General features: G+C 70.0%; 3 protein-coding genes. All 3 read right to left on the bottom strand.

The genetic code is table 11. The annotated features are described in order from the left end of the window. Positions 1-25: 25 nt before the first annotated feature. From LDL21_RS02075 to LDL21_RS02065, 3 genes are read right to left on the bottom strand one after another with little or no spacing between them, the layout of a single operon-like run. Positions 26-250, bottom strand: coding sequence for an MbtH family protein (locus LDL21_RS02075; RefSeq protein WP_067485237.1), 225 nt, complete (start codon positions 248-250; stop codon positions 26-28). Beyond that, entirely contained in the window at positions 247-2,790 is a 2,544-nt protein-coding gene (locus LDL21_RS02070; protein ID WP_225278597.1) for an AMP-binding protein, read from the bottom strand. The genes LDL21_RS02075 and LDL21_RS02070 overlap by 4 nt, the downstream gene beginning before the upstream one ends. After that, entirely contained in the window at positions 2,790-21,473 is an 18,684-nt protein-coding gene (locus LDL21_RS02065) for a non-ribosomal peptide synthase/polyketide synthase (RefSeq protein WP_225278596.1), read from the bottom strand. The genes LDL21_RS02070 and LDL21_RS02065 overlap by 1 nt, the downstream gene beginning before the upstream one ends. Between the last annotated feature and the right edge of the window lie 163 nt (positions 21,474-21,636).

The raw sequence follows: 21,636 nt of genomic DNA, 5'->3' as shown, positions 1-21,636 counted from the left end.
CACCCCTGCTCCGACTGTGGCGGAACTACTCGGGGCGGGGGTCGTTGGCCATGGCGGCGATGAGGGAGTTGGGGCGCATGTCGAGCCAGTGCGATTCGACGTAGTGCAGGCACGAGGTGCGGGGGGCGGCGCCGAAGGCAACGGTCCAGCCGCCGGGGACGGCGGCGAAGGTCGGCCAGAGCGAGTGTTCGCCTTCGGAGTTCACGAGGACGTAGAACTGGGCGTTGTCGTCGTCGAACGGGTTGGTCATGGGAGTGCCTTCCTGGTGGGGTTGGTAGTGCCGAGGCGGACCAGAGCGGCGGTGGTTCCGTCGATTTCCCAGCGGGCGCGTTCGCCGGTGCGGAACATGCGTTCGCCGGGGATGCCGAAGGGGTTGGCGACGAAGCGTTCGGCGGTGACGGTTGGGTCGTCGCGGTAGCCGCGGGCCAGTTGCGCGCCCGACAGGTACAGCTCACCCGCGACGCCGGGACTGGTCGGGCGCAGTCGCGCATCGAGCACGTAGACGCGGCGGTTCCATTCCCGAACCCGGACCGGCGGGGGTTCACCCAGGTCGGCGCGTGGCTCTTCGGGGTAGGTGAGGGTGACGGTCGCCTCGGCGCGACCGTAGTCGTGGTGCAGGTGCGCGGCGGAGACGGCGGCGAAGTCGCGGATCTGTGCGGCGGTGAGTGGGGCGCCGAGAACGACGGCGCTGCGCAGAGTCGGCACACCGTCGGCGACGCCGGTGAGGTGCTCGGTGAATCCGGTGAGCCGCTGCGGAGTGAAGTCGGCGGCGGTGATGCCGTAGGTGGCGATCAGTTCAGCTAATCGCGCCGGATCAGGAGGTTCGGTGAGGACAACGGTGGCGCCCACCCGCAACGGCAGCACATATCCGTGCCATTCGGTGGCCTGGTGCAGATACACGTCGCGGCCGGTGAGCCCGTGCCTGTTCTGCATGGCGGTGATCCGGTGCACCGCCGCCACGTGGCTCACGGTGACGCCTTGCCCGGCGCCGCGCGGATACAGCACGAAGGCCGGATGCTGCGGGAGTACGGGCGTTCGCCGCTCACCGGGCGTGATGGGTTCGTCGGAGTAGTCCGACAGCCGCACGTCATCGATGACCACACGCGGAATGTCGTACACCGCAGTGTGTTCGCGCCCGGCCACGGTGACGATCAGCGCGGGGCCGACGACCGGCGGCAGCACCCCGGCCTCGACCGGTACCACCGCGCCACCCGCCTTCAGCACGGCGTACACACCGACGACCAGCGCGATCGAGCACGGAATATCCACCAGCACCGGGCATTCCGGCCCGATGCCGAGCGCGGCCAGGTGCCGGGCGAGCTGATTGGTCCGCCGGTCGAGGTCACCGTAGGTGATGATCGAACCGGAACCCGCCGCGTGGACGACGGCCGGATCGAAAGGCGTTGCGGCGGCCTGGGCTTCGAACTCGTCGAGCAGAAGTTCACCGGGCAGTCCACCGCGTACCGGGACGACCGCGTACCGGTCGGCGCGATCGTCCACCCGCCCGACGTATTCGAGTTCGGCGGCCCACCCCTCCCCCGGCGGCCTGCGGCGCACCAGGTCGCCGGTGGCGAACATGCGGTCGTCGACGGGTCCGATGGGGTTGGCGAGGAAGGTGGCGGCGGTCGCCTGCCTGCCGAGGTAGCCACGCGCCAATTGCACGCCGGAGATGTACAGTTCGCCCACTTCCCCGTCGGCGACGGGCTCGAGGTGTTCGTCGAGAACGAGCAGTTCCACGTCGTCGGCGGCGCATCCGAGCGGCACCACTTCGAGGTCGGCGCCGGTCACCTCGTGGGCGACGACCTCGCCCGCGGTTTCCGGTCTGCCGTACACCTGCCACAGGGTGGCGCCACTCACGGAGCGCAGGGCCGCGGCGGTTCTCGCCGGGAGGGTCGCGCCTCGGGCCAGTACCACGCGTAGCGAGTCGAGTAATTCCTCGGCGTCGGCTAGCTCGGTGAGCTCTGCGAGCTGGACAGGATCGAATGCGGCTGTGGTCACCCGGGTTTCGGCGATAGCCTCGGCGAGGGTGCCGCCGACCGGCAGTACGAGCGCCGCGCCCGATTGCAGGGCGAGCAGGAGTTCACCGATCGCGGCCTGGGAGCCCAGCGGTGCGTGCCACAGCACGGAATCGCCTGACCCGATGCCGCACATCCGGTACCGCCATACCGAATTGGCTTGTGCCGCACGGTGTCCGATGACCACGGCGGTCGAGGCCGTCGGATCGACGACGAGGTAGGCGGGATTGTCGGCACCCGGACCCGGAAGAGCACGGGAACCTTCAGCGGGAGGGTTGTCCGCGCCTGGCAGCACCTGAACCGAAATACCCTGTTCGACAGCAGCATCCGTTGCCGAGCCGGTATCGAGACCCGGGTCAGCGGACGTGGGAACGGCCCCGGTGAGCAGCAGAGTGGGCGCCGCGAGTGCAACGGTGCGGGCCCGCAGGTCGGCGGGTGCGTCGGGATCGAGCAGAACGAACGCCGCCCCCGAGGCGATCACGGCCTGCACGGCCACCACCAGTTCGGCGGAACGGGGCAGGCACACCGCGACCGTGGTCTCGGGACCGGCATTGCGTTCCACCAGCACCGCCGCCAGTTCCTCGGCGCGGTCGGCGACCTCGGCGTAGGTGAGTGCGCGTTCGCCGTCGACGACAGCGAGCGCATCGGGGTCGTCGGCGACCTGGTCGATGAATGCGGCGAGCAGGGTCGCCGGGTCACGCCCGTCTTCGTTCGGGAGCTCACGCCCCAGCGTGTCGAACGGGACGGCGGCCGTGACCGAATTCGTGTGCGACATCAGAGTTGTCCTTCCGAGTCGTCAGCCGACCCCGCCTCGGCGATCACCGCGGCGGCATCGGTCACCAGTGTGTGCAAAGTGGTGGCTAGACCCGCCGCGCCGAGGGCGCCGAGCACACCGGGCACCAGCCCGGCCAGCGCGACGTTGATCAGCGCTTCGGGTTTCATCTTCGCGCCCATCGACCGGCTCACGGCGGTGAGCTTGGCGTCGAGCTCGGCGAAGGAGATGGCGTGCTCGCCGTGGACGAATGCCACGGTCGCCGGCGCCACACGGGCCGCCGAGCCGATCAGGCTCGGCAGGTCGGCGGTGGTCGGTGCGGTGGGTGCCTGCTCGGCGTCGGTGCGCACGTCGATGGCCCGAACCACTACGGTGGGATCGGCGGCGACGGCGGCGAGTACCTTGCGGAATCGCTCGGTGAGCACCCGGATGGTCTTGTCGTCGAAAAGGTCTGTGGCATAGCCGAAATGCATGTCGAGGCCGTCGAGATCACCGTTGGCGTCGTAGCGTTGCACGGCGGTCAGGTGCAGGTCGAACTTGGCTTCGGTCAGGCCCGGGTCGAGCGGCTGCACGCGTAGGCCGGGTAATTCGATGCTGCCCGGTGGCATGTTCTGGAAGGTGAGCATCACCTGGAACAGCGGCGAGTAGGCGCCCGATCTGGTGCGGCCGAGCGCGTCGACCACCTGCTCGAACGGGACATCGGCATGCGCGATGGCGGCCAGGTCGCGGCGGCGAGCCTGGGCGAGCAGATCGGTGAACGGGGCACGGGAATCGACCTCGGTGCGCAGCACGACGGTGTTCACGAACATGCCGACGAGATCGTCGAGTTCGCGCGCACCGCGACCGGCGACGGGGGCACCGACGGTGATATCGCTGCTGCCCGACTGCTTGGCGAGCAGCACGGCGAGGGCGCTGTGGACAACGGTGAACAAGGTGGTGTTGTTGGTGCGGGCCACCTCGTCGAGGCGTCGGGTCAGTGCTGAATCGACCGCGAATTCGACAGCGGCGCCGCGCATCTCGCGTCGCGTGGATCGGGGGCGGTCGGTCGGGAGCGAGAGAAGTTCCGGTGCGCCCGCGAGCTCCTGCGACCAGTACCGCAGCTGCTGGGACACCACACTGTCCGGGTCGTGGTCGTCACCGAGCAACTCGCGCTGCCAGACGCTGAAGTCGCTGTACTGGATTTCCAGTGGCACCCACCCTGGTTCGTTGCCCTGAGCACGATCGACGTAAGCGCGCACCAGATCCCGGGTCAGCGGTGCGATCGAGTAACCGTCGCCACTGATGTGGTGGACGACGACGACCAGCACGTGCTCGTTCTCGCCGAGTTCGTAGAGCGCCACGCGCACCGGCGGTGCGGCGGTGATGTCGAACGGCTGGGCGACCAGGGCGGCGATCCGGGCTTCGACGTCGTCGGCGGCGACCGGGATGGGCGTCAGGTCGACGGCCGACGACCACGCGGGCAGTACCTGCTGCACCGGCCCGTCCGGGGTGTCCGGGTACCGGGTGCGCAGGCTCTCGTGGCGGGCGAGCAGGTCGGCGATCGCGGCCTGCAGGGCCGCCAGGTCGAGTTCGCCGGTGAGGCGGATGGCGGCGGGGATGTGGTACGCCGACGACTGCGGGGACAGCTGGTGCAGCACCCACATGCGCTGCTGCGCGGGTGCGAGGACGGCGGGTCCGTCCTCGGTACGCCGGGTGAGCGGCGGGCGCGCGCCCGTGCGGTCGGCGGCGGCCAGCCGCTCGGCTAGGGCCGCGACAGTCGGTGCCTCGAAAACGGCCGCGACCGGCACCTGGGCGCCGAGTGCCGCACCGAGCCGGGCGGCCAGCCGGGTCGCCATCAGCGAGTTGCCGCCGAGGGCGAAGAAGTCGTCGTCCAGGCCTGCGCTCGGGCAGTCGATCACCTCGGTGAAGACTTGCGCGACAAGCTGTTCCAGCGCGGTGACCGGTGCACGGAAGGCCGCCTCCGTGATCGCCGGTTCGGGCAGTCGGGCACGGTCGACCTTGCCGTTGGCATTGAGCGGCAGGCTGTCGAGCACCACCACGGCGGCGGGGACCATGTAGGCGGGCAGGTGCTCGGCGAGTTCGCCACGCAGGCGCGACGCGATGGTCTGCTCGTCGCCGGGTGGCAGGTCGGCAACCGCCGCGTAGGCGATCAGGCGGGTGCCGACGCGGTCGTCGTCCTTGGCGATCGCGACCGCCGCACGCACATCGGTGCAGCGCAGCAGTGCTGTTTCGACCTCACCGAGCTCGATCCGGAAGCCACCGATCTTGACCTGGAAGTCGGCGCGTTCCAGGTATTCGAGGGTGCCGTCGTCACGCCAGCGGACGATGTCGCCGGTGCGGTACATGCGCTCCCCGGCCGGTTCGAAGGGGTTGGCGACGAAGCGATCGGCGGTCAGGGCGTAGCGGCCGTGGTAGCCACGGGCCAGCTGGGCGCCGGCCAGATACAGCTCGCCCGCCACCCCGATCGGTAAGGGGCTGAGTCGGGTATCCAGCACATAGACCGCGCTGTTCCATTCGGGCGAACCGATCGGAACCACATGCGAAGGGGGCTGCGCGACTTCGTGTTCGGTGATCGAGACAGCGGCCTCGGTCGGCCCGTACAGGTTGTGCAAACGGGCCGAGGTGCCGGACGCCAGGAACTGGATGGCGGTCGCGGCGGGGAGCGCTTCCCCGATGGCGAGGACCGCGCGCAGCGACCGGGGCAGGACTGCTGTGGTGTGCGCGTCGGCATCGGCTGCGGATGCGGATGCCGAGACGACCGCAACCGCCGGGGAATGCGCCGCGATGTTCGTCGCACCGGCGCCGACGGTGGTTGAGGACGTGACCGCCCGATCCGCAGAAGACGCCCCAGCAGTCACCGCACCGGCACCGACAGCGGTTGAGGACGTAACCGCCCGATCCGCAGTAAGCGCCTCAGCAGTCGCCGTACCGGTGCCGACGGTGTTGGCGGACGGGGCAGAGTCGGCAGCCTGGGCCGCGACAGCGGACAGCGCCGTCGCGCTGGCGCTGGCGTTGGCACTGGCGAGGAGCATGCCGATCAGTGATGGGACGGCATGCAACACCGTGACGCCGTAGCGGGTCATGATGTCGCGCAGGCGTTCCGGCTCGCGTTCGTCGCCTGGGCGAGTGACGATCAGTGCACCGCCGCTGGTGAGGGGGGACCAGAATTCCCAGACCGACAGGTCGAAGGTGGCCGGTGTCTTCAGCAGGACACGATCGGCGCCGGTCATGGTGAAACGGTCGTGCAGCCAGGCCAGCTGGTTGACGACGGCCGCGTGCGGGACGGTGACGCCCTTGGGCAGGCCGGTGGAGCCGGAGGTGAAGATGACGTACGCGGGGTGTTCCGGGCGCAGCTGGGTGATGCGCTCGGCATCGGTCAGCGGCTCGTTCGACACCTCCTCCAGCGCACGATGATCCAGCTCGAAGACGGGAACGTTTACCGTGACGGGCACGCCGTCCGCAACGGTGGTGAGCACACACATCGGCGCGGCGGTCTCGATGATGTAGGAGATGCGGTCGGCCGGGTGGTCCGGGTCGATCGGCACGTACGCGCCGCCGGCACGGACCACGGCGTGCATCGCGATCACCAGGTCGAGCCCTCGGCGCATGGCGAGCACCACGGTGCGTTCCGGGCCCACGCCTTCGGCGATGAGCAGGCGGGCGATGCGGTTCACCCGGGCGTCGAAGGTCCGGTAGTCCAGGGATTCGGCGGTGTCGGCGTCGATCAGGGCGGTCGCGTCCGGCGTCCGCGCCGCTTGCCGGGCGCCGAGGTCGGCCAGTGTGGCCGGGGCGACCGGGTGGGCGGTGGCGTTCCATGTCTCGAGCACACGAACGCGGTCGGCACCGAGCAGGTCGAAGTCGCCGACCGGGGTTTCCGGTGCGGCGGTGACGGATTCGAGGACTCTGCGCAGCGCGGCCGAGAATCGCTCGGCGGTGGTGTGATCGAAAAGGTCGGTCGCATAGCCGAGCACCATGTCGATGCCCGAGGGCGCGCCGTCGGCGGTGTAGTTGTCGAACGCGAAGAGATGCAGATCGAATTGGGCTACACCGGAATCGAACTCGATATCGGTGACGGTGAGCCCCGGCAACTCCAGGTGACCACGATCGTGGTTCTGGAAGGAGTAGCCGACCTGGAACAGCGGGTGCCGGGCGGTGGAGCGGGCCGGGTTGAGGACCTCGACCAGCCGCTCGAACGGCACATCGGCGTGGGCGAAGGCGGCGATGTCGGCGGTGCGGGCCGCGGTCAGCACCTCGGTGAACGGCGCCGCGGGCGTCACCGGCGTGCGCAACACCAGGGTGTTGACGAACATGCCGATGACCTCGTCGAGTTCGGCCTCACCGCGACCGGCGGTCGGCGTGCCGACGGCGATGTCGCCGGTGCCGGAGAGCCGTGCGAGCAGGGCGGCGAAGGCCGCGTGGACCACCATGAACAGGGTGGCGCCGTGCGCGCGGCCGAGTGCGGCGAGGGCGGCGTGCAGGTCGGCGTCGACGGTGAAACTCACCTTGTCGCCGCGCAAGCTCTGCCGGGCCGGGCGCGGCCGATCGGTCGGCAGGGCCAGCTGATCCGGGAGGCCGGACAGCTGCTCGCGCCAGTAGGAGACCTGCTGGGCAGCAACGGATTCGGGGTCGCTGTCGTCGCCGAGGAGTTCACGCTGCCAGAGGGCGTAGTCGGCGAACTGGACGGCGGGCGGCGTCCAGCCGGGCGCGGTGTCGGCGAGCCGGGCGGTGTAGGCGCGCATCAGATCGGCGACGAACGGTGCGACCGATGAACCGTCGGCGGCGATGTGATGCAGGACCGCCGCCAGCACGAACTCGGACTCGCCGAGGCGGAAGAGCCGCAGCCGGACCGGGATTTCGACGGTGACATCGAAGGTGGTTTCGGCCAGCTCCCGAACAGCCTGCGGCAGAGACTCCTCGGTGATGTCCACCGCGACCAGCGCCGGGATGGCTCCGGCTCGCGCAGGAGTCGAATCGACGGTCGCGCCTGCGACGTGATCGGCCGCCGGGGTGACTCGGGTTTCGATCACTTCGAACGGCGCGGCGGCTGGGATCCCGTCGGCAGGGGTGATCGCTTGTGCGGCGGGGACGATCGACTGGATGGGGGTGCCGTCCACCTCGGGGTAGACGGTGCGCAGGGATTCGTGCCGGGCGATCAGGTCGGCGACGGCGGCTTGGAGAGCGGGGATGTTCAGGTCGCCGGTGAGGCGCAGCGCGAACGGGATGTTGTAGGCCACCGAGGTGCGGTCGAAGCGGTTGAGGAACCACATGCGCTGCTGGGCGGGCGAGAGCGGCAGGCGGTCGGGGCGTGCCCGGCCGACCAGGGCGGGGCGGTCGACCTTCGCCTGAGCGTCGACGACGGCGGCCAGGTCGCCGACGCGCGGCGCCTCGAACAGGGTGCGCACCCCGACCCGGCGGTCGAGCGCCGCGCCGATGCGGGCCACGGCCTTGGCGGCCAGCAGGGAGCTGCCGCCGAGGGCGAAGAAGTCGTCGTCGGCGCCGACCGGCTGGTCACCGGTCCCGAGCACCTCGGCGTAGACCGCGGCCACGATCTCCTCGGTGACGGTGGCGGGCTTGCGGTACACGGTGGACTCGAAGACCGGCGCGGGCAGCGCGGCCCGGTCGAGTTTGCCGTTGACCGTCAGCGGAATCCGCTCGACGGGCACGACCGCGGCCGGAAGCATGTGCTCGGGCAGTGTGCGCGACAGTTCCTGGCGCAGCGCCGAGGCATCGATGTGCGCGGTGCCCGGCACGAGGTAGGCCACGATCCTCGGCTCGTCGACGAGGTCCGTGCGCACCAGCACCGCGACTTCGCGGGGCGCCGCTGAGCTGTTCAGCAACGCCGCCTCGATCTCACCGAGTTCCACCCGGAACCCACGCAGGTTCACCTGCTGGTCGGCACGACCGAGGTACTCGAGGTCGGCGCCGTCGCCGGTCGCCTTCCAGCGGGCCAGGTCGCCGGACCGATAGGCGAGCGAACCGGGCGGACCGTACGGGTCGGCGACGAAGCGGCTCGCGGTCAGGCCGGGTCGGTTCAGGTAGCCGCGCGCCAACTGTGGGCCGGACACGTAGATTTCACCGGGCACGCCCGCCGGAACGGGACGCAGCCGCGAATCGAGGACGCGCACGGTGAGTCCGGCGATGGCGCCGCCGATCACGCTGGCCGAGCCGGTGTCCGGGGTGATCTCGCGGTAGGAAACATGCACGGTGGTCTCGGTGATGCCGTACATATTCACCAGTCGAGGCGCGTGCGGATGGCGGGCGAACCAAGCATCCAGTCGCTGCGGTTCCAGCGCTTCACCGCCGAAAATCACCGCGCGTAGCGCGAAGTCAACGGGAGCACCCTCGGCCGAGCCACGCAGACCCTGCGCATTCGCCGTGGCGCGGTCTGCCCTGCCGCCCGCAGGAAGCGCATCCGGGTCGGCGTCCCCACTGCCGGATTCAGCACCGGCGGGCGGGTCACACGGCCGGTCCGCATCGGCGGCGATGGCTGGGGCGTCCAGATCGGCGGCGATGAGCTGATAGAAGGCCGACGGGGTCTGGTTGAGGACGGTGACCTGTTCGCGGATCAGGAGTTCGCGGAACTGTTCGGGTGAGCGGGAGGTGTAGTAGTCGACGAGGACGATCGAGCCACCGTGCAGCAGGGCGCCCCACAGTTCCCAGACCGAGAAGTCGAAGGCGTAGGAGTGGAACATCGTCCACACATCCGACGGACCGAACTCGAACTTTGCGGCCGTATTGTCCAGCAGCGCCAGCACATTCGTGTGCGGTACTTGCACACCCTTGGGGCGGCCGGTGGAACCGGAGGTGTAGATGACGTAGGCCGTGTGCGCGGGTGCGAGCGGGGCACGGCGGTCGGTGTCGGTGAGCGGTTCGGCGCCGAAGTCGGCCAGGTTGCCGCAGTTCGGGTCGATCACGGGGCCACCGAACCAGTCGCGCGGCAGACCGGTTCCCGCATTCGCGACGGCGCACAGCGGGCGGGCGTCGTCGAGGACGTACTCGATCCGGTCGGCGGGATAGTTCGGGTCGATCGGCAGGTAACCGCCACCGGCCTTCAGCACCGCGAGCAGCGCGACGGAGAGTTCGACAGTGCGCGGAAGAGCTACGGCCACCAGCGTTTCCGGGCCGACACCTGCGGCGATGAGACGCCGGGCGAGGCGGCTGGACCAGGCGTCGAGCTCGGCGTAGGTGAGCGTCTGCTCCCCCGCCTTCACCGCGACGGCCTGCGGATCGATCACGGCGGCGCGGGCGAACCGGTCGACCATGGTGTCGCCGGTATCGGCCACCGCGGCCTCGACGCTCGCCCAGTCGTGCAGGGTGCGCTGCTGTTCCTCGGCGCTGAGCAACTGGATGTCGCCGACGACGACGGTCGGGTCCGCGACGACAGCGGCCAGCACCTGGGTGAAGCGGCGGGCGAGGACAGCCACGCTCGATTCGTCGAACAGGTCGGTGGCGTAGGCGATTTCGATCGCCATGCCGTCGGCGCGACCATCGATGTCGTCGGATTCGCGCAGGGTGAACTGCAGGTCGAATTTCGCGACGGCGGCGTCGAAATCGACGGTGGCCGCGTGCAATCCGGCCGCGTCGAGCGCGGGGACGGTGAAGTTCTGCAGGACGAGAGCCACCTGGAACAACGGATGCCGGTTCCGGGCCCGTGCCGGGTCGACGGCCTCGACGACCTGCTCGAAGGGGACGTCGGCATGGGAGAGGGCGTCGAGGTCGCCCGCGCGCACGGCATCGAGGGTGGTTTCGAACTCGGCGCGCGGGTCCACCTGGGTGCGCAGGACGAGGGTGTTGACGAACATGCCGATCAGGCCGTCGATGGCGGCCTCACCGCGGCCGGCGACTGGGGTGCCGATGGCGATGTCACCGCTGCCCGACAGCCGCGCCAGCAGCACGGCCAGCGCCGCGTGCACGGTGCTGAACAGGGTTGCCTCGTGCTTGCGGGCCAACTCCCGCAGCTCACTGTGCAGATCGGAGTCGATCTGGAACCGGTGCACGCCGCCGCGGAAGCTCGAATCGGCCGGACGAGGCCGGTCGGTCGGCAGTTCCAGCTGTTCGGGCAGACCGGCGAGGGTGCGCTGCCAGAAATCGAGCTGGGTGTGGGCGAGTGAACCGGGGTGGGCGGGGTCGCCGAGGGCCTCGTCCTGCCAGAGGGCGTAGTCGGCGTACTGGACCGGCAGTGGCGACCAGGTGGGGGCGATGCCGTCGCGGCGGGCGGCGTAGGCGGTCATCAGGTCGGCGGCCAGCGGGCCGAGGGAGAAACCGTCGGCGGCGATGTGGTGGACGACGAGGACGAGGACGTGCGCGTCGTCCGTCGCGAACAGCGTTGCCCGGAACGGGATCTCGGTGGTCAGGTCGAAGCGCACCGCGGCACATGCCAGCAGGCGGGTGGGTAGTTCCTGTTCGCTGACCGGCTCGGGTGTCAGCGCGAGCGGGGCGGCGGCGGCGACCCGCTGCTCGGCGCCGTCAGGGCCCTCGGGGTAACTGGTCCGCAGGGTTTCGTGCCGATCGATCACATCGGCGAGCGCCGCCTCGAGCGCGGCGATATCGAGGTCGCCGGTGAGGCGCAGGGCGACCGGGATGTTGTCGACGGCGTCGCCGGGACCGTCGGCGTCGGCGAGGAAGCGATTGAGGAACCACATGCGCCGCTGTGCGGGCGAGAGCGGAATGTGCTGCGGACGTGTGCGAGTCGTGAGCGCCACCCGGCCGCCGGTGCCACGCAGAGCCGCGCATCGTTCGGCCAGTGTGTGGACGGTCGGCGCGTCGAAGAGCAGACGCACCGGGACCTGGGTGTCGAGGGCGGCACCGAGCCGGGCGACGACCTGGGTGGCGGTGAGCGAATTGCCACCAAGGGCGAAGAAGTCGTCGTCGAGACCGACCTGCCGATCGACCGGGAAGCCGAGCACGGCGGCGAAGGTGGCGGCGACGATCCGCTCCACCTCGGTCGACGGCGCACGGAATGCCGCGGCCTCGAAAACCGGTGCGGGCAGCGCCTTCCGGTCGAGCTTGCCGGAAGCGTTCAACGGGAACTCGTCGAGCACCACGAACGCCGACGGGACCATGTAGGCAGGGAGGGTGCGGGCCAGCGTCGACTCGACGACCTCGAGATCCGGGGCGCCGACGAGATAGCCGACCAGCACGTCGTCGCGGACCAGAACCGCAGCCTGGGCAACCTCGGGCACCCTCGACAGCGCGGCTTCGATCTCACCGAGCTCGATCCGGAGCCCGCGCAGTTTGACCTGGAAATCGGTGCGGCCCAGGTACTTCAGCTCGCCACGTGTCAAGAGCTCCGACGTGCCGTCCAGGCCTCCGCCGCGGATATCCGTGTCGTCCGAGGGATCAGCACCGCTGGTGGCGTGAATGTAGGACGCACTCGCTGCCGGGCCGTTGTCGGCGAAGACCGCCCAGCTGACCAGATCGCCTGTCCGGTACATGCGCTCGCCGGGGGTGAACGGGTTGGCGACGAAGCGGTCGGCGGTGAAGTCGGGGCGGCCCGCGTAGCCACGGGCCAGCTGAATGCCTGCCAGGTAGAGCTCGCCGGGGACGCCGGGCGGGACCGGACGCAGGCGGGCGTCGAGGACGTAGACCTGGGTGTTGTGGACCGGGGCGCCGATCGGGACGGTGACCTCGTCGGCGTCGACGACCTCGTGGAAGGTCACGTCGACCGCGGCTTCGGTGGGGCCGTACAAGTTGTGCACAGCCGTACCGGTGAGGCGGCGCAGCGCCTGGGCGGGGGCAGGTGCCAGCGCCTCACCCGAGGCGAACACCAGCCGCAGCGAGTCGCACCGGGCCGAGGAAGGCTGACGCGCTCCGGCACTCGAGCGGGCTCCGAGATCCGCGCGCGTGGCGATGTCGGAGGACATGCCGAGCTCGACCAGCGCGGAGTCCCCCGAGGACGTGCCGACGTCCGCCGACGTGGCAGCATCCGAGTGGGCATCGAGGTTTGTCGAGGGGGCAATGCCCGAAGCTGTTGCGGTCGGCGCGGTGAGGTCGGCACCCAAGGCCGCGACGAACACCGTGAGCATCGAAGGGACGAAGTGGGCGACGGTGACGGCTTCGCGGTCGATGAGGTCCGCGAGGTAGGCCGGGTCACGATGGCCGTCGGGTGCGGCGAGCAGCAGGCGGGCACCGATCTGCAAGGGCCAGAAGAATTCCCACACCGAGACGTCGAAGGTGGCGGGCGTCTTCTGCAGGACGGTGTCGGCGGGGGTCAGGCGGTAGGCGTCCTGCATCCAGATCAGCCGGTTGACGATCGCGGCGTGCGAGACGACAACCCCCTTGGGCTTGCCGGTGGAGCCGGAGGTGAAGATCAGATAGGCGGCATTGTCCGGGGTGAGGGTGGCGAGGCGGTCGCCGTCGCTGACCGGGTCGGCGGGGTAATCGGTGGTGTCGACCTGATCCAGGTCGAGGACGACAGCGCGCTCGGCACTGGCCAGATCGAGGCCGTCTGCCTCGCGGGTGAGCACGCACACCGGGTCGGCGGCGTCGAGCACCTGCGCGATGCGCTCGGCAGGGTGGTCGGGGTCGAGCGGGACGTACGCCCCACCTGCGGTGAGCACCGCGTACATGGCGACCACCAGGTCGGTGCCGCGGCGCAGTCCGAGGGCAACCGTGCGGTCGGGGCGCACACCGATCGAGACGAGCAGGCGGGCAAGGCGATTCACCCGCTCGCCGAACTCGGCGTAGGTGAGGGAATGGCCTTCGAATGTCACCGCGGTCGCACCCGGGGTCCGGGCGGCCTGTGCCTCGAACAGCGAGACCAGGTTCGCCCCCTCGATAACCGGGAACGCGGTGTCGTTCCAGGTTTCGAGCAGCAGGGTGCGCTCCGCGGCGCTGAGCAGGTCGATGTCGCCGATCACGACGTTGGGATCGGCGCTCACCGTATCCAGCACCCGTAGGAGGCGGGTGCTGAAATCTGTGATGGTCCGCGCGTCGAACAGATCCGTGGCGTACTCGAAGCGGGCGAGCAGGCCGTCGGAGGTTTCGCGCAGCGTAAGGTGCAAGTCGAATTTCGCTGTGTGGGTGTCGATCTCGATTTCGGCGGCGGTGAGGCCCGCGAGTTCGAGTTCGGTCCGGGTGGTGTTCTGGAAGTCGAGCATCACCTGGAAGAGGGGGTGGCGTGCGGTCGAGCGTTGTGGGTCGACCACCTCCACGAGCCGGTCGAAGGTGACATCGGCGTTGGCGAGTGCGCGCAGGTCGGCGTCGCGGACGGTGCCGACGAGTTCGGTGAAGGTGGCGTCCGACGGGATCCGGGTGCGCAGCACGAGGGTGTTGACGAACATGCCGACGAGCCGGTCGAGGGCCTGGTCACCGCGACCGGCCACGGGCGTGCCGACCGAAATATCATCTTGGCCCGAGAGTTTCGCCAAAGTGGTGGCGAACGCGGCGTGCAGCACCATGAACAGCGATGCGTGGGACTCGGTCGCCAGCGCGCGCAGGCGGTCGGTGATCGTCGCGGGGATCGAGAAGGCGTGGCGGGCTCCGCGACCCGATGCCACGGCCGGGCGCGGGCGGTCGGTGGGGAGCGCCAGCAGGTCGGGCAAGTCCGCGAGTTCTGTTGTCCAGAAGTCGATTTGACGGGCCATCGGCGACGACGGGTCGTCCTCGGCACCCAGCGCGTCACGCTGCCACAGGGCGAAGTCGGCGTACTGCACGGGCAGCTCGGTCCACTGCGGAGCGGTGCCCGCACGGTGGGCGGCGTAGGCGAGCATCACGTCGTGGGTGAGCGGCGCCACCGACCAGCCGTCGGCCGCGATGTGGTGCACCACGAGGACAAGGATGTGTTCGTCGGCGGCGATGCGCAGCAGGCGAAGACGGACCGGCGGCTCCTGATCCACCGCGAACGGCACGGCGGCGAGGGCGCGGACGCGATCGTCGAGCGTCGCGGGATCGATGTCCTCGGGCTCGAGGGCGACGGTGAACCGGTCGAGAACCTGCTGGAACGGAATACCGTCGACGGCCGGGTAGCGGGTGCGCAGAGCTTCGTGCCGGGCGATCACCGCGTCCACCGCCGCGGCCAGCGCGGCGTGGTCGAGATCGCCGGTCAGGCGGATGGCGGCGGCGATATTGTCGGCCACCGACTCCGCGTCGAACTGGTTGAGGAACCACATCCGCTGCTGCGCGTAGGACAGCGGAACCCGCTGTGGACGTTCACCTGCGACGAGTGCGGGCAGCGCGGAAGTCTGCTCGGAACCGGCGATGCGGGCGGCGAGTGCGCTCACAGTCGGCGCTTCGAACAGCGCCTTCAACGGCACACCGGCACCGAGTGCGGCCCCGAGCCGCGACACGACCTGCGTGGCGACCAGCGAGTTGCCACCGAGAGCGAAGAAATCGTCGTCCGCGCCGACCTGCTCGACCCCGAGCACGTCGCCGAACACCTGAGCCACCACGGTTTCGGTGCCGGGTGCCGGCGCGCGGAATGCCTTCGCGGCGAACACCGGCTCCGGCAACGCCCGCCGATCCAGCTTCCCGTTCGGCGTCAACGGCAGCGCGTCGAGCACCACGAACGCCGACGGCACCATGTGCGCCGCCAGCCGTCCACGCAGCGCCTCGGCGATCTTCTCCGGGAACGCTTCGGAGTCGCTGCCCGACAGGGTGGCCGGCACGAGGTAGGCGACGAGCTGGTCACCGCGATGGGCATCGCGACGGACCATCACGACGGCCTGGCGAACCGAGGCGTCGGCGAGGAGGGCGGATTCGATTTCGCCGAGTTCGATGCGGAAGCCGCGCAGTTTCACCTGGTCGTCGTTGCGGCCGACGTAGGCGAGGGTGCCTTCGGGAGTCCAGCGGACCAGGTCGCCGGTGCGGTACATGCGGGCGCCCTGCTCCCAGGGGCAGGCAACGAAGCGGGCGGCGGTGAGGGCGGCACGGTCGCGGTAGCCCCGGGCGATCTGGGCGCCCGCCACGTACAGCTCACCGGTGACGCCGGCGGGCACCGGGCGGAGCCTGCTGTCGAGCACCCACTGGGCGATGCCACGCAGCGGTGTGCCGAGGGTGAGTGGGGTGTCGGCGGTGAGGGGTGCGCTGATGTTGGTGGCTACGGTGGTCTCGGAGGGGCCGTAGGCGTTGACGAACACGCGCGTCACCGGGCCCTCGGTCCAGCGGGCTACCAGCTCGGGCGGGCACGCCTCGCCGCCGACCATCACCATGCGCAGGTGTTCGAGCCGGGCGGGGTCGAGCACGGCCAGCGCCGAGGGTGTCATGAGCGCGTGGGTGACCCGCTGCTCCGAAAGCAGTTGCGCCAGTTCGTCACCGACGTGCCGGCCGGGCACGGCGAGCACCAGGGTGGCGGCCGAGTTCACCGCGAGCAGGAACTCCATCACGGAGATGTCGAACGACGGTGAACCCACCTGCAGCACCCGCGCGTCCGGCGAGCCGACCATGCGATCGGTTTCCTCGGCGGCGAATCCGGCGATCCCGGCCTGGGTCACCAGCACGCCCTTGGGCAGACCGGTGGAACCGGAGGTGTAGATGACATAGGCGAGGTGCTCGGCCCGCAGCGAACACACGCGGTCGAGGTCGGTGACGGGTTCGCTGGAACGCGCGGCGCATTCGGCCATCAGCTTGAGCTCGTCGAGCGCCAGCCACTCGATCGAAGCGGGCAGCGCGGCGGCCGACCCGTCGACGGTCAGGCCGAGGCGCGCACCGGAATCGGTGACCATGTGGGTGATCCGGTCCAGCGGGTAGCTGGGGTCGACGGGCAGCCATGCCGCACCCGCCTTCGCGACCGCCCACACGGCGAGCACCGATTCGACGGAACGCGGGATACCCACGGCGACAACGTCGTCCGGTCCGACACCGGCATCGATGAGCACCCGGGCCAGTCGCGACGAGGCCCGCTCGAGCTCCCGGTACGTGAGGCTGCGGTCGCCGTCGGTGACCGCCTCCCGCTCCGGGTCGTCCGCGACGGCGGCCGCGAGCAGGTCGGGCAGCAGACCGGTGGCGGTGACGGGCCCGCCACGCATGCCGGTGAGCCGGGCTTGTTCTTCCACCGACAGCAACGGCAGGTCGCCCACGGCGGTTTCCGGTGCGGCCGAGGCGGCGGCGAGCAAACGCACGAAGCGCGCACCGAGGTCACGGATATCGGTGTCGTCGAACAGATCGGTTGCGTACAGGACGACCGCCTCGACGCCGTCGGCTTCGTCGGTGGCCGAACGCTTTTCGGCCAGGGTGATCTGCAGATCGAACTTGGTGATGTCGAGTTCGATCTCGTGCACGGTGACCGGCGAGCCCGCCAACTCGAAGGTGGTGTCGAGCACCGCCTGGAAGTTCAGAGCCACCTGGAACAGCGGATGACGCGCCTGCGAGCGCGCCGGGTTCACCGCATCGACGAGCCGGTCGAACGGCACCGTGGTGTGCGCGAACGCGGCAAGGTCGGTCTCGCGCGTGTGCTCGAGGGCGGCCGCGAAACTGGCCGCCGGGTCGACCTCGGTGCGCAGCACGAGCGTGTTGACGAACATGCCGATCAGGTCGTCGATGGCCCGGTCGCCACGTCCGGCGACTCCGGTGCCGACGGCGATGTCGGTGGTGCCCGACAACCGCGCGAGCAGCACGGCGAGCGCGGTGTGCAGCACCATGAACAGCGAGGCCCCCGCCTGCTGCGCCAGCTCGGTGAGCCTGCGGTGCAGGTCGGTGTCGATGGTGAACTCCACCCGCGCACCGCACATGCTCGGCTCGACCGGACGCGGCCGCGCCGAGGGCAGCTCGAGATGGTCGGGCAGGCCCGCCAGAGTGCGCTCCCAGAAAGCGATTTCGCGTGCGGCCAGCGAGTTCGGGTCGTTCTCGGCGCCGAGGAGCTCACGCTGCCACAGGGTGTAGTCGGCGTACTGCACGGTCAGCGGTGACCAGTCGGGGGCGACGCCCTCGGCGGCGGCGCGGTAGGCGGTGAGCACATCGCGGACGAGCACCTGCAGCGAAACACCGTCGGCCGCGATGTGATGCAACACGACGGCGAGCACGCATTCACCCTCACCCGCACCGACAGTGTGGCCGACCGCGGCGCCGTTTTCGTGACGGGCTTCGGCGCCGAGCTCGTCGGAACCCTTGGGCGGTTCGCCTCGCGCGGCGGTCTCGGCCACCACGAACACCCGCGCGCGGAACGGCGCCTCGCGCTCCAGATCGAAACCGGTGGAGGCGAACCGGGTGAGCTCGGCAGCCAGATCCGCGGCGGCCACCTCGGTCGGCGCACCGATGCGCACCAGCCCGGCGGGGCACACCACCTGCTGGGCCACCTCGCCCGCCGTGTCGACAGCCGGGAAGATGGTGCGCAGGGCCTCGTGCCGGTCGACCACGGACTCGAGCGCGCTCAGTAGCGCAGGGAGATCCGCAGTGCCGCGCAAACGCACCGCGAAGGGCATGTTGTAGCCGGGCGCGGCCGGGTCGAACCGATTCAGGAACCAGATGCGTTGCTGTGCGGGGGAAAGGGGAATCGTCGACGGGCGCGGTCGTGCGGCGAGAACCGGCAGCTGGGCGCTCACACCGGCGTCGGCGCGCTCGGCGATCACCGCGGCCAGCCGCGCCACCGTAGTGGCGCCGAACAGGTCGCGCACCGTCAGACCGCAGCCGAGATCGGCGCCGAGGCGAGCCGCGACCTGGGTGGCGACGAGGCTGTTGCCGCCGAGTGCGAAGAAGTCGTCGTCACGGCCGATCCGCTCGAGGCCGAGCACCTCGCCGAACACCCGCGCCACCGTCTCCTCCACCGGCCCGGCGGGCTCGGTGTAGGCGACGACGGTGCGAGCGGGAGCGGGCAGGGCCTTGCGGTCGAGCTTGCCCGAGGCATTCACCGGCAGCTCGTCGAGCAGCACGAACGCGGCGGGAACCATATAGGCGGGCAGGGCGCGCAGGGCCGCCGCACGCAGCGCGTCGACGGTGACGGCACCTGCCTCGGCCACCACATACGCGACCAGTTGTTCGCCGACACCCGCGTCGTCACGCACGACGACAACCGCGCGCACGGCACCCTCGACGCTGTCGAGGATCGCTTCGATCTCACCGAGTTCGATGCGCAGGCCACGCAACTTCACCTGGAAGTCGGTGCGCCCCAGGTATTCCAGTTCACCGTTGGTCGTCCAGCGCACCAGGTCGCCGGTGCGGTACATGCGTTCGCCCGTCGCCGCCGGGTCGGCGACGAACCGGCCCGCGGTGAGCTCGGGGCGGTCGACATAACCCCGGGCGAGCTGTACCCCCGACAGATACAGCTCACCCGGAGCCCCGACCGGAACCGGCCGCAGCCGCGAGTCGAGAACATGGAGCCGGGTATTGAACACCGGCGCGCCGATCGGCACCGTCACCCGGTCGGCGTCGGTCACCTCGTGGAAGGTGACGTCGACGGCGGCCTCGGTGGGACCGTAGAGATTATGCAGCCGGGCCCCGGTGAGCAACCGCAACCGCTGCGCCAGCGGAGCGGGCAGCGCCTCACCGGAGGCGAAAACCAGTCGCAGCGGACCACGTTCGGCGATTTCCTGCTGAGCGAGGAAGGCCTCGAGCATCGACGGCACGAAATGCGCGACGGTGACGCCGTATTCGGCGATCACCCGGCGCAGGTAGGCGGGATCGCGGTGACCGTCCGGCTCGGCGAGCAACAGCGTGGCACCGATCTGCAAGGGCCAGAAGAACTCCCACACCGACACGTCGAAGGTCGTCGGCGTCTTCTGCAGCACCGTGTCCACGCCGTGCAGGCGGTAGCTGTGCTGCATCCACACCAGCCGGTTCACGATCGCGGCGTGCTCGACGGCCACACCCTTGGGAAGGCCGGTGGAGCCGGAGGTGAAGATGACGTAGGCCGGATGTTCCGGCCGCAGCGGGGCGGTGCGGTCGGCATCGGTGAGCGGCTCATCGGCGTACCAGCTCAGGTCGATGTCATCGACCGCGAGCACCGGCACGTCGGTGTCGACTACTTCCTCTCGCGTTGTGGTGAGAATTGCGGCGGGAGAAGCAGTTTCAAGAATGTGGGTGATGCGGTCGGCTGGGTGGTCCGGATCGATCGGTACGTACGCCGCACCGGCGGCGACCACGGCGTACATCGCGATCACCAGGTCGGTGGAACGCCGAATGTTCAGCGCCACCAACGATTCCGGACCGATGCCCTCTGCCCGCAGCCGACGCGCCAGCCGAGCGGCCCGCTGCGACAGCTCGCGATAGGTGAGCGCCTCGCCGGAACCAGCCATCCGGACAGCCACGGAATCGGGCGTGCGCAGAACCTGCGCCTCGAACATCGCGGGCAGCGTCGCCGCTGCCACCGCGCGCTCATCGAGCGCGGCCGTCACATCGAAGCCGGTGGCGTTCCAGATCTTGGTGCTGACCTCGAGTTCCAGCTCGGTGGCCACCTCGACGGCACCGACGGGAGTATCCAGGTCGACCGCCGTCAGCCGCTCCAGGAAGCGCAGGAACCGGCAGTGATGCCGGGCCAGCGTATCGGCGTCGTAGAGGTTGGGATTGGCCTCGAAATCGACATGCACCCGGTCGTGATCGCCGTAGTACACATTCAGGCTCAGGTCCTCGATCGGACCCGTCGACAGCACCCGGTAGCGCCCGGTGGTGTTGCCGAGCAGCAGGCTGGTGCGGAACAGCATGAAGTTCGCCAGCGGACCGAACAGCGCGCGCCGGGCCGGGCGACCGTCGTCCTCGGCGTCGCGGCGGATGTCCTCGGCGCGGTAGCGCTGGTGGCGCAGCGCACCGGCCACCTCCACCCGGGCCGCGCGCAGCAGCTCGCCCCAGGTGGTGCTCGCCCCGGCCGCACCGGTGGGCAGGCGCAGCGGAACGATATTGGACAGCATGCCCGCCGAGCGCCGCATGACGGCGGTGGTCCGGGCGGTGACGGGCAGGCTCAGCACCGCGTGCGGCCGGTCGGTGAGCCGGCCGAGGTAGGCGGCGAACGCGGCGAGCAGCACCGCCGACAGTGTCGAATCATCGCTGGCGGCAATCGTTTCCAGTCGCTGCACCAGTTTGTCGGTGAGCCTGCCACCGGTGACCAGGTTGATCGCCGAGCGCGGCGCGGTGCGCGGGTCGAGCGCGGTCGGGCTGTCCAGGCCCGCGATGCGCTCGGCCCAGTGCTCACGATCGGCGGCGAAGCGGGTGCTCTCGCGGTAGCGCTGTTCGCCCTCGACGAGTTCGGCCAGATCACCCGGCACCACCCGCGACGGCTCGAAGTCGAGCACCCGGGCGGTGTAGAGCTCCGCGATGCGCTGCGACAGCGTGAACGCGCCGTACCCGTCGAGCACGATGTGGTGTCCGCGCAGGTACCAGAACCAGCGCTCCGCACCGACCCGCAGCACCGCGCCCGCGACGAGACGGTCGGTGAGCAGGTCCAGCGGTGCGCCGAATTCCGCGCGCATCCATTCCTTTGCCGCGGCGACAGGGTCGTCGTGGTGGCGCAGATCGATCAGCGGGAGCTCGTTCTCGATCGGGAGCGAGTGGTCCACCACCTGATACGGAACACCGTCGCGCTCACCGATCCGCACCAGCGGCGAACCGTAGGTGTGCGCCGCCTCGGCCGTAACCGCTTGCAGCACATCGGGATCCAGCTCGCCGGTGATGTCCACGTACTGGGCGATGGTGATCGGCACGTCGGGGTCGAGCAGCTGCGCGTACCAGACCCCCAGCTGAGCGGGGGTCAGCGGGAACGGTGCCGACGCACCCTCCGCTTCCTGCGGTCGCGCGCTGAACCCACCCAACTCCGTACCGTGCACCAGAGCCTCCTCGTATCGCGAAAAAACAGCAGTCCGAACGTTTTCGGGCAGCACGAAGACACCTGAGGTACCTCGTGGTCGCCGATAGGTCCGGCCAAGAGCGCGATGGGCACAACGCCACATCCGCGCAGATCCCCGACAGATCATGTGGACGAGAGCGGCG

It is taken from the genome of Nocardia rosealba, assembly GCF_020216065.1.
GTDB lineage: Bacteria > Actinomycetota > Actinomycetes > Mycobacteriales > Mycobacteriaceae > Nocardia > Nocardia rosealba.
This window is presented reverse-complemented; position numbering and strand designations above follow the sequence as displayed.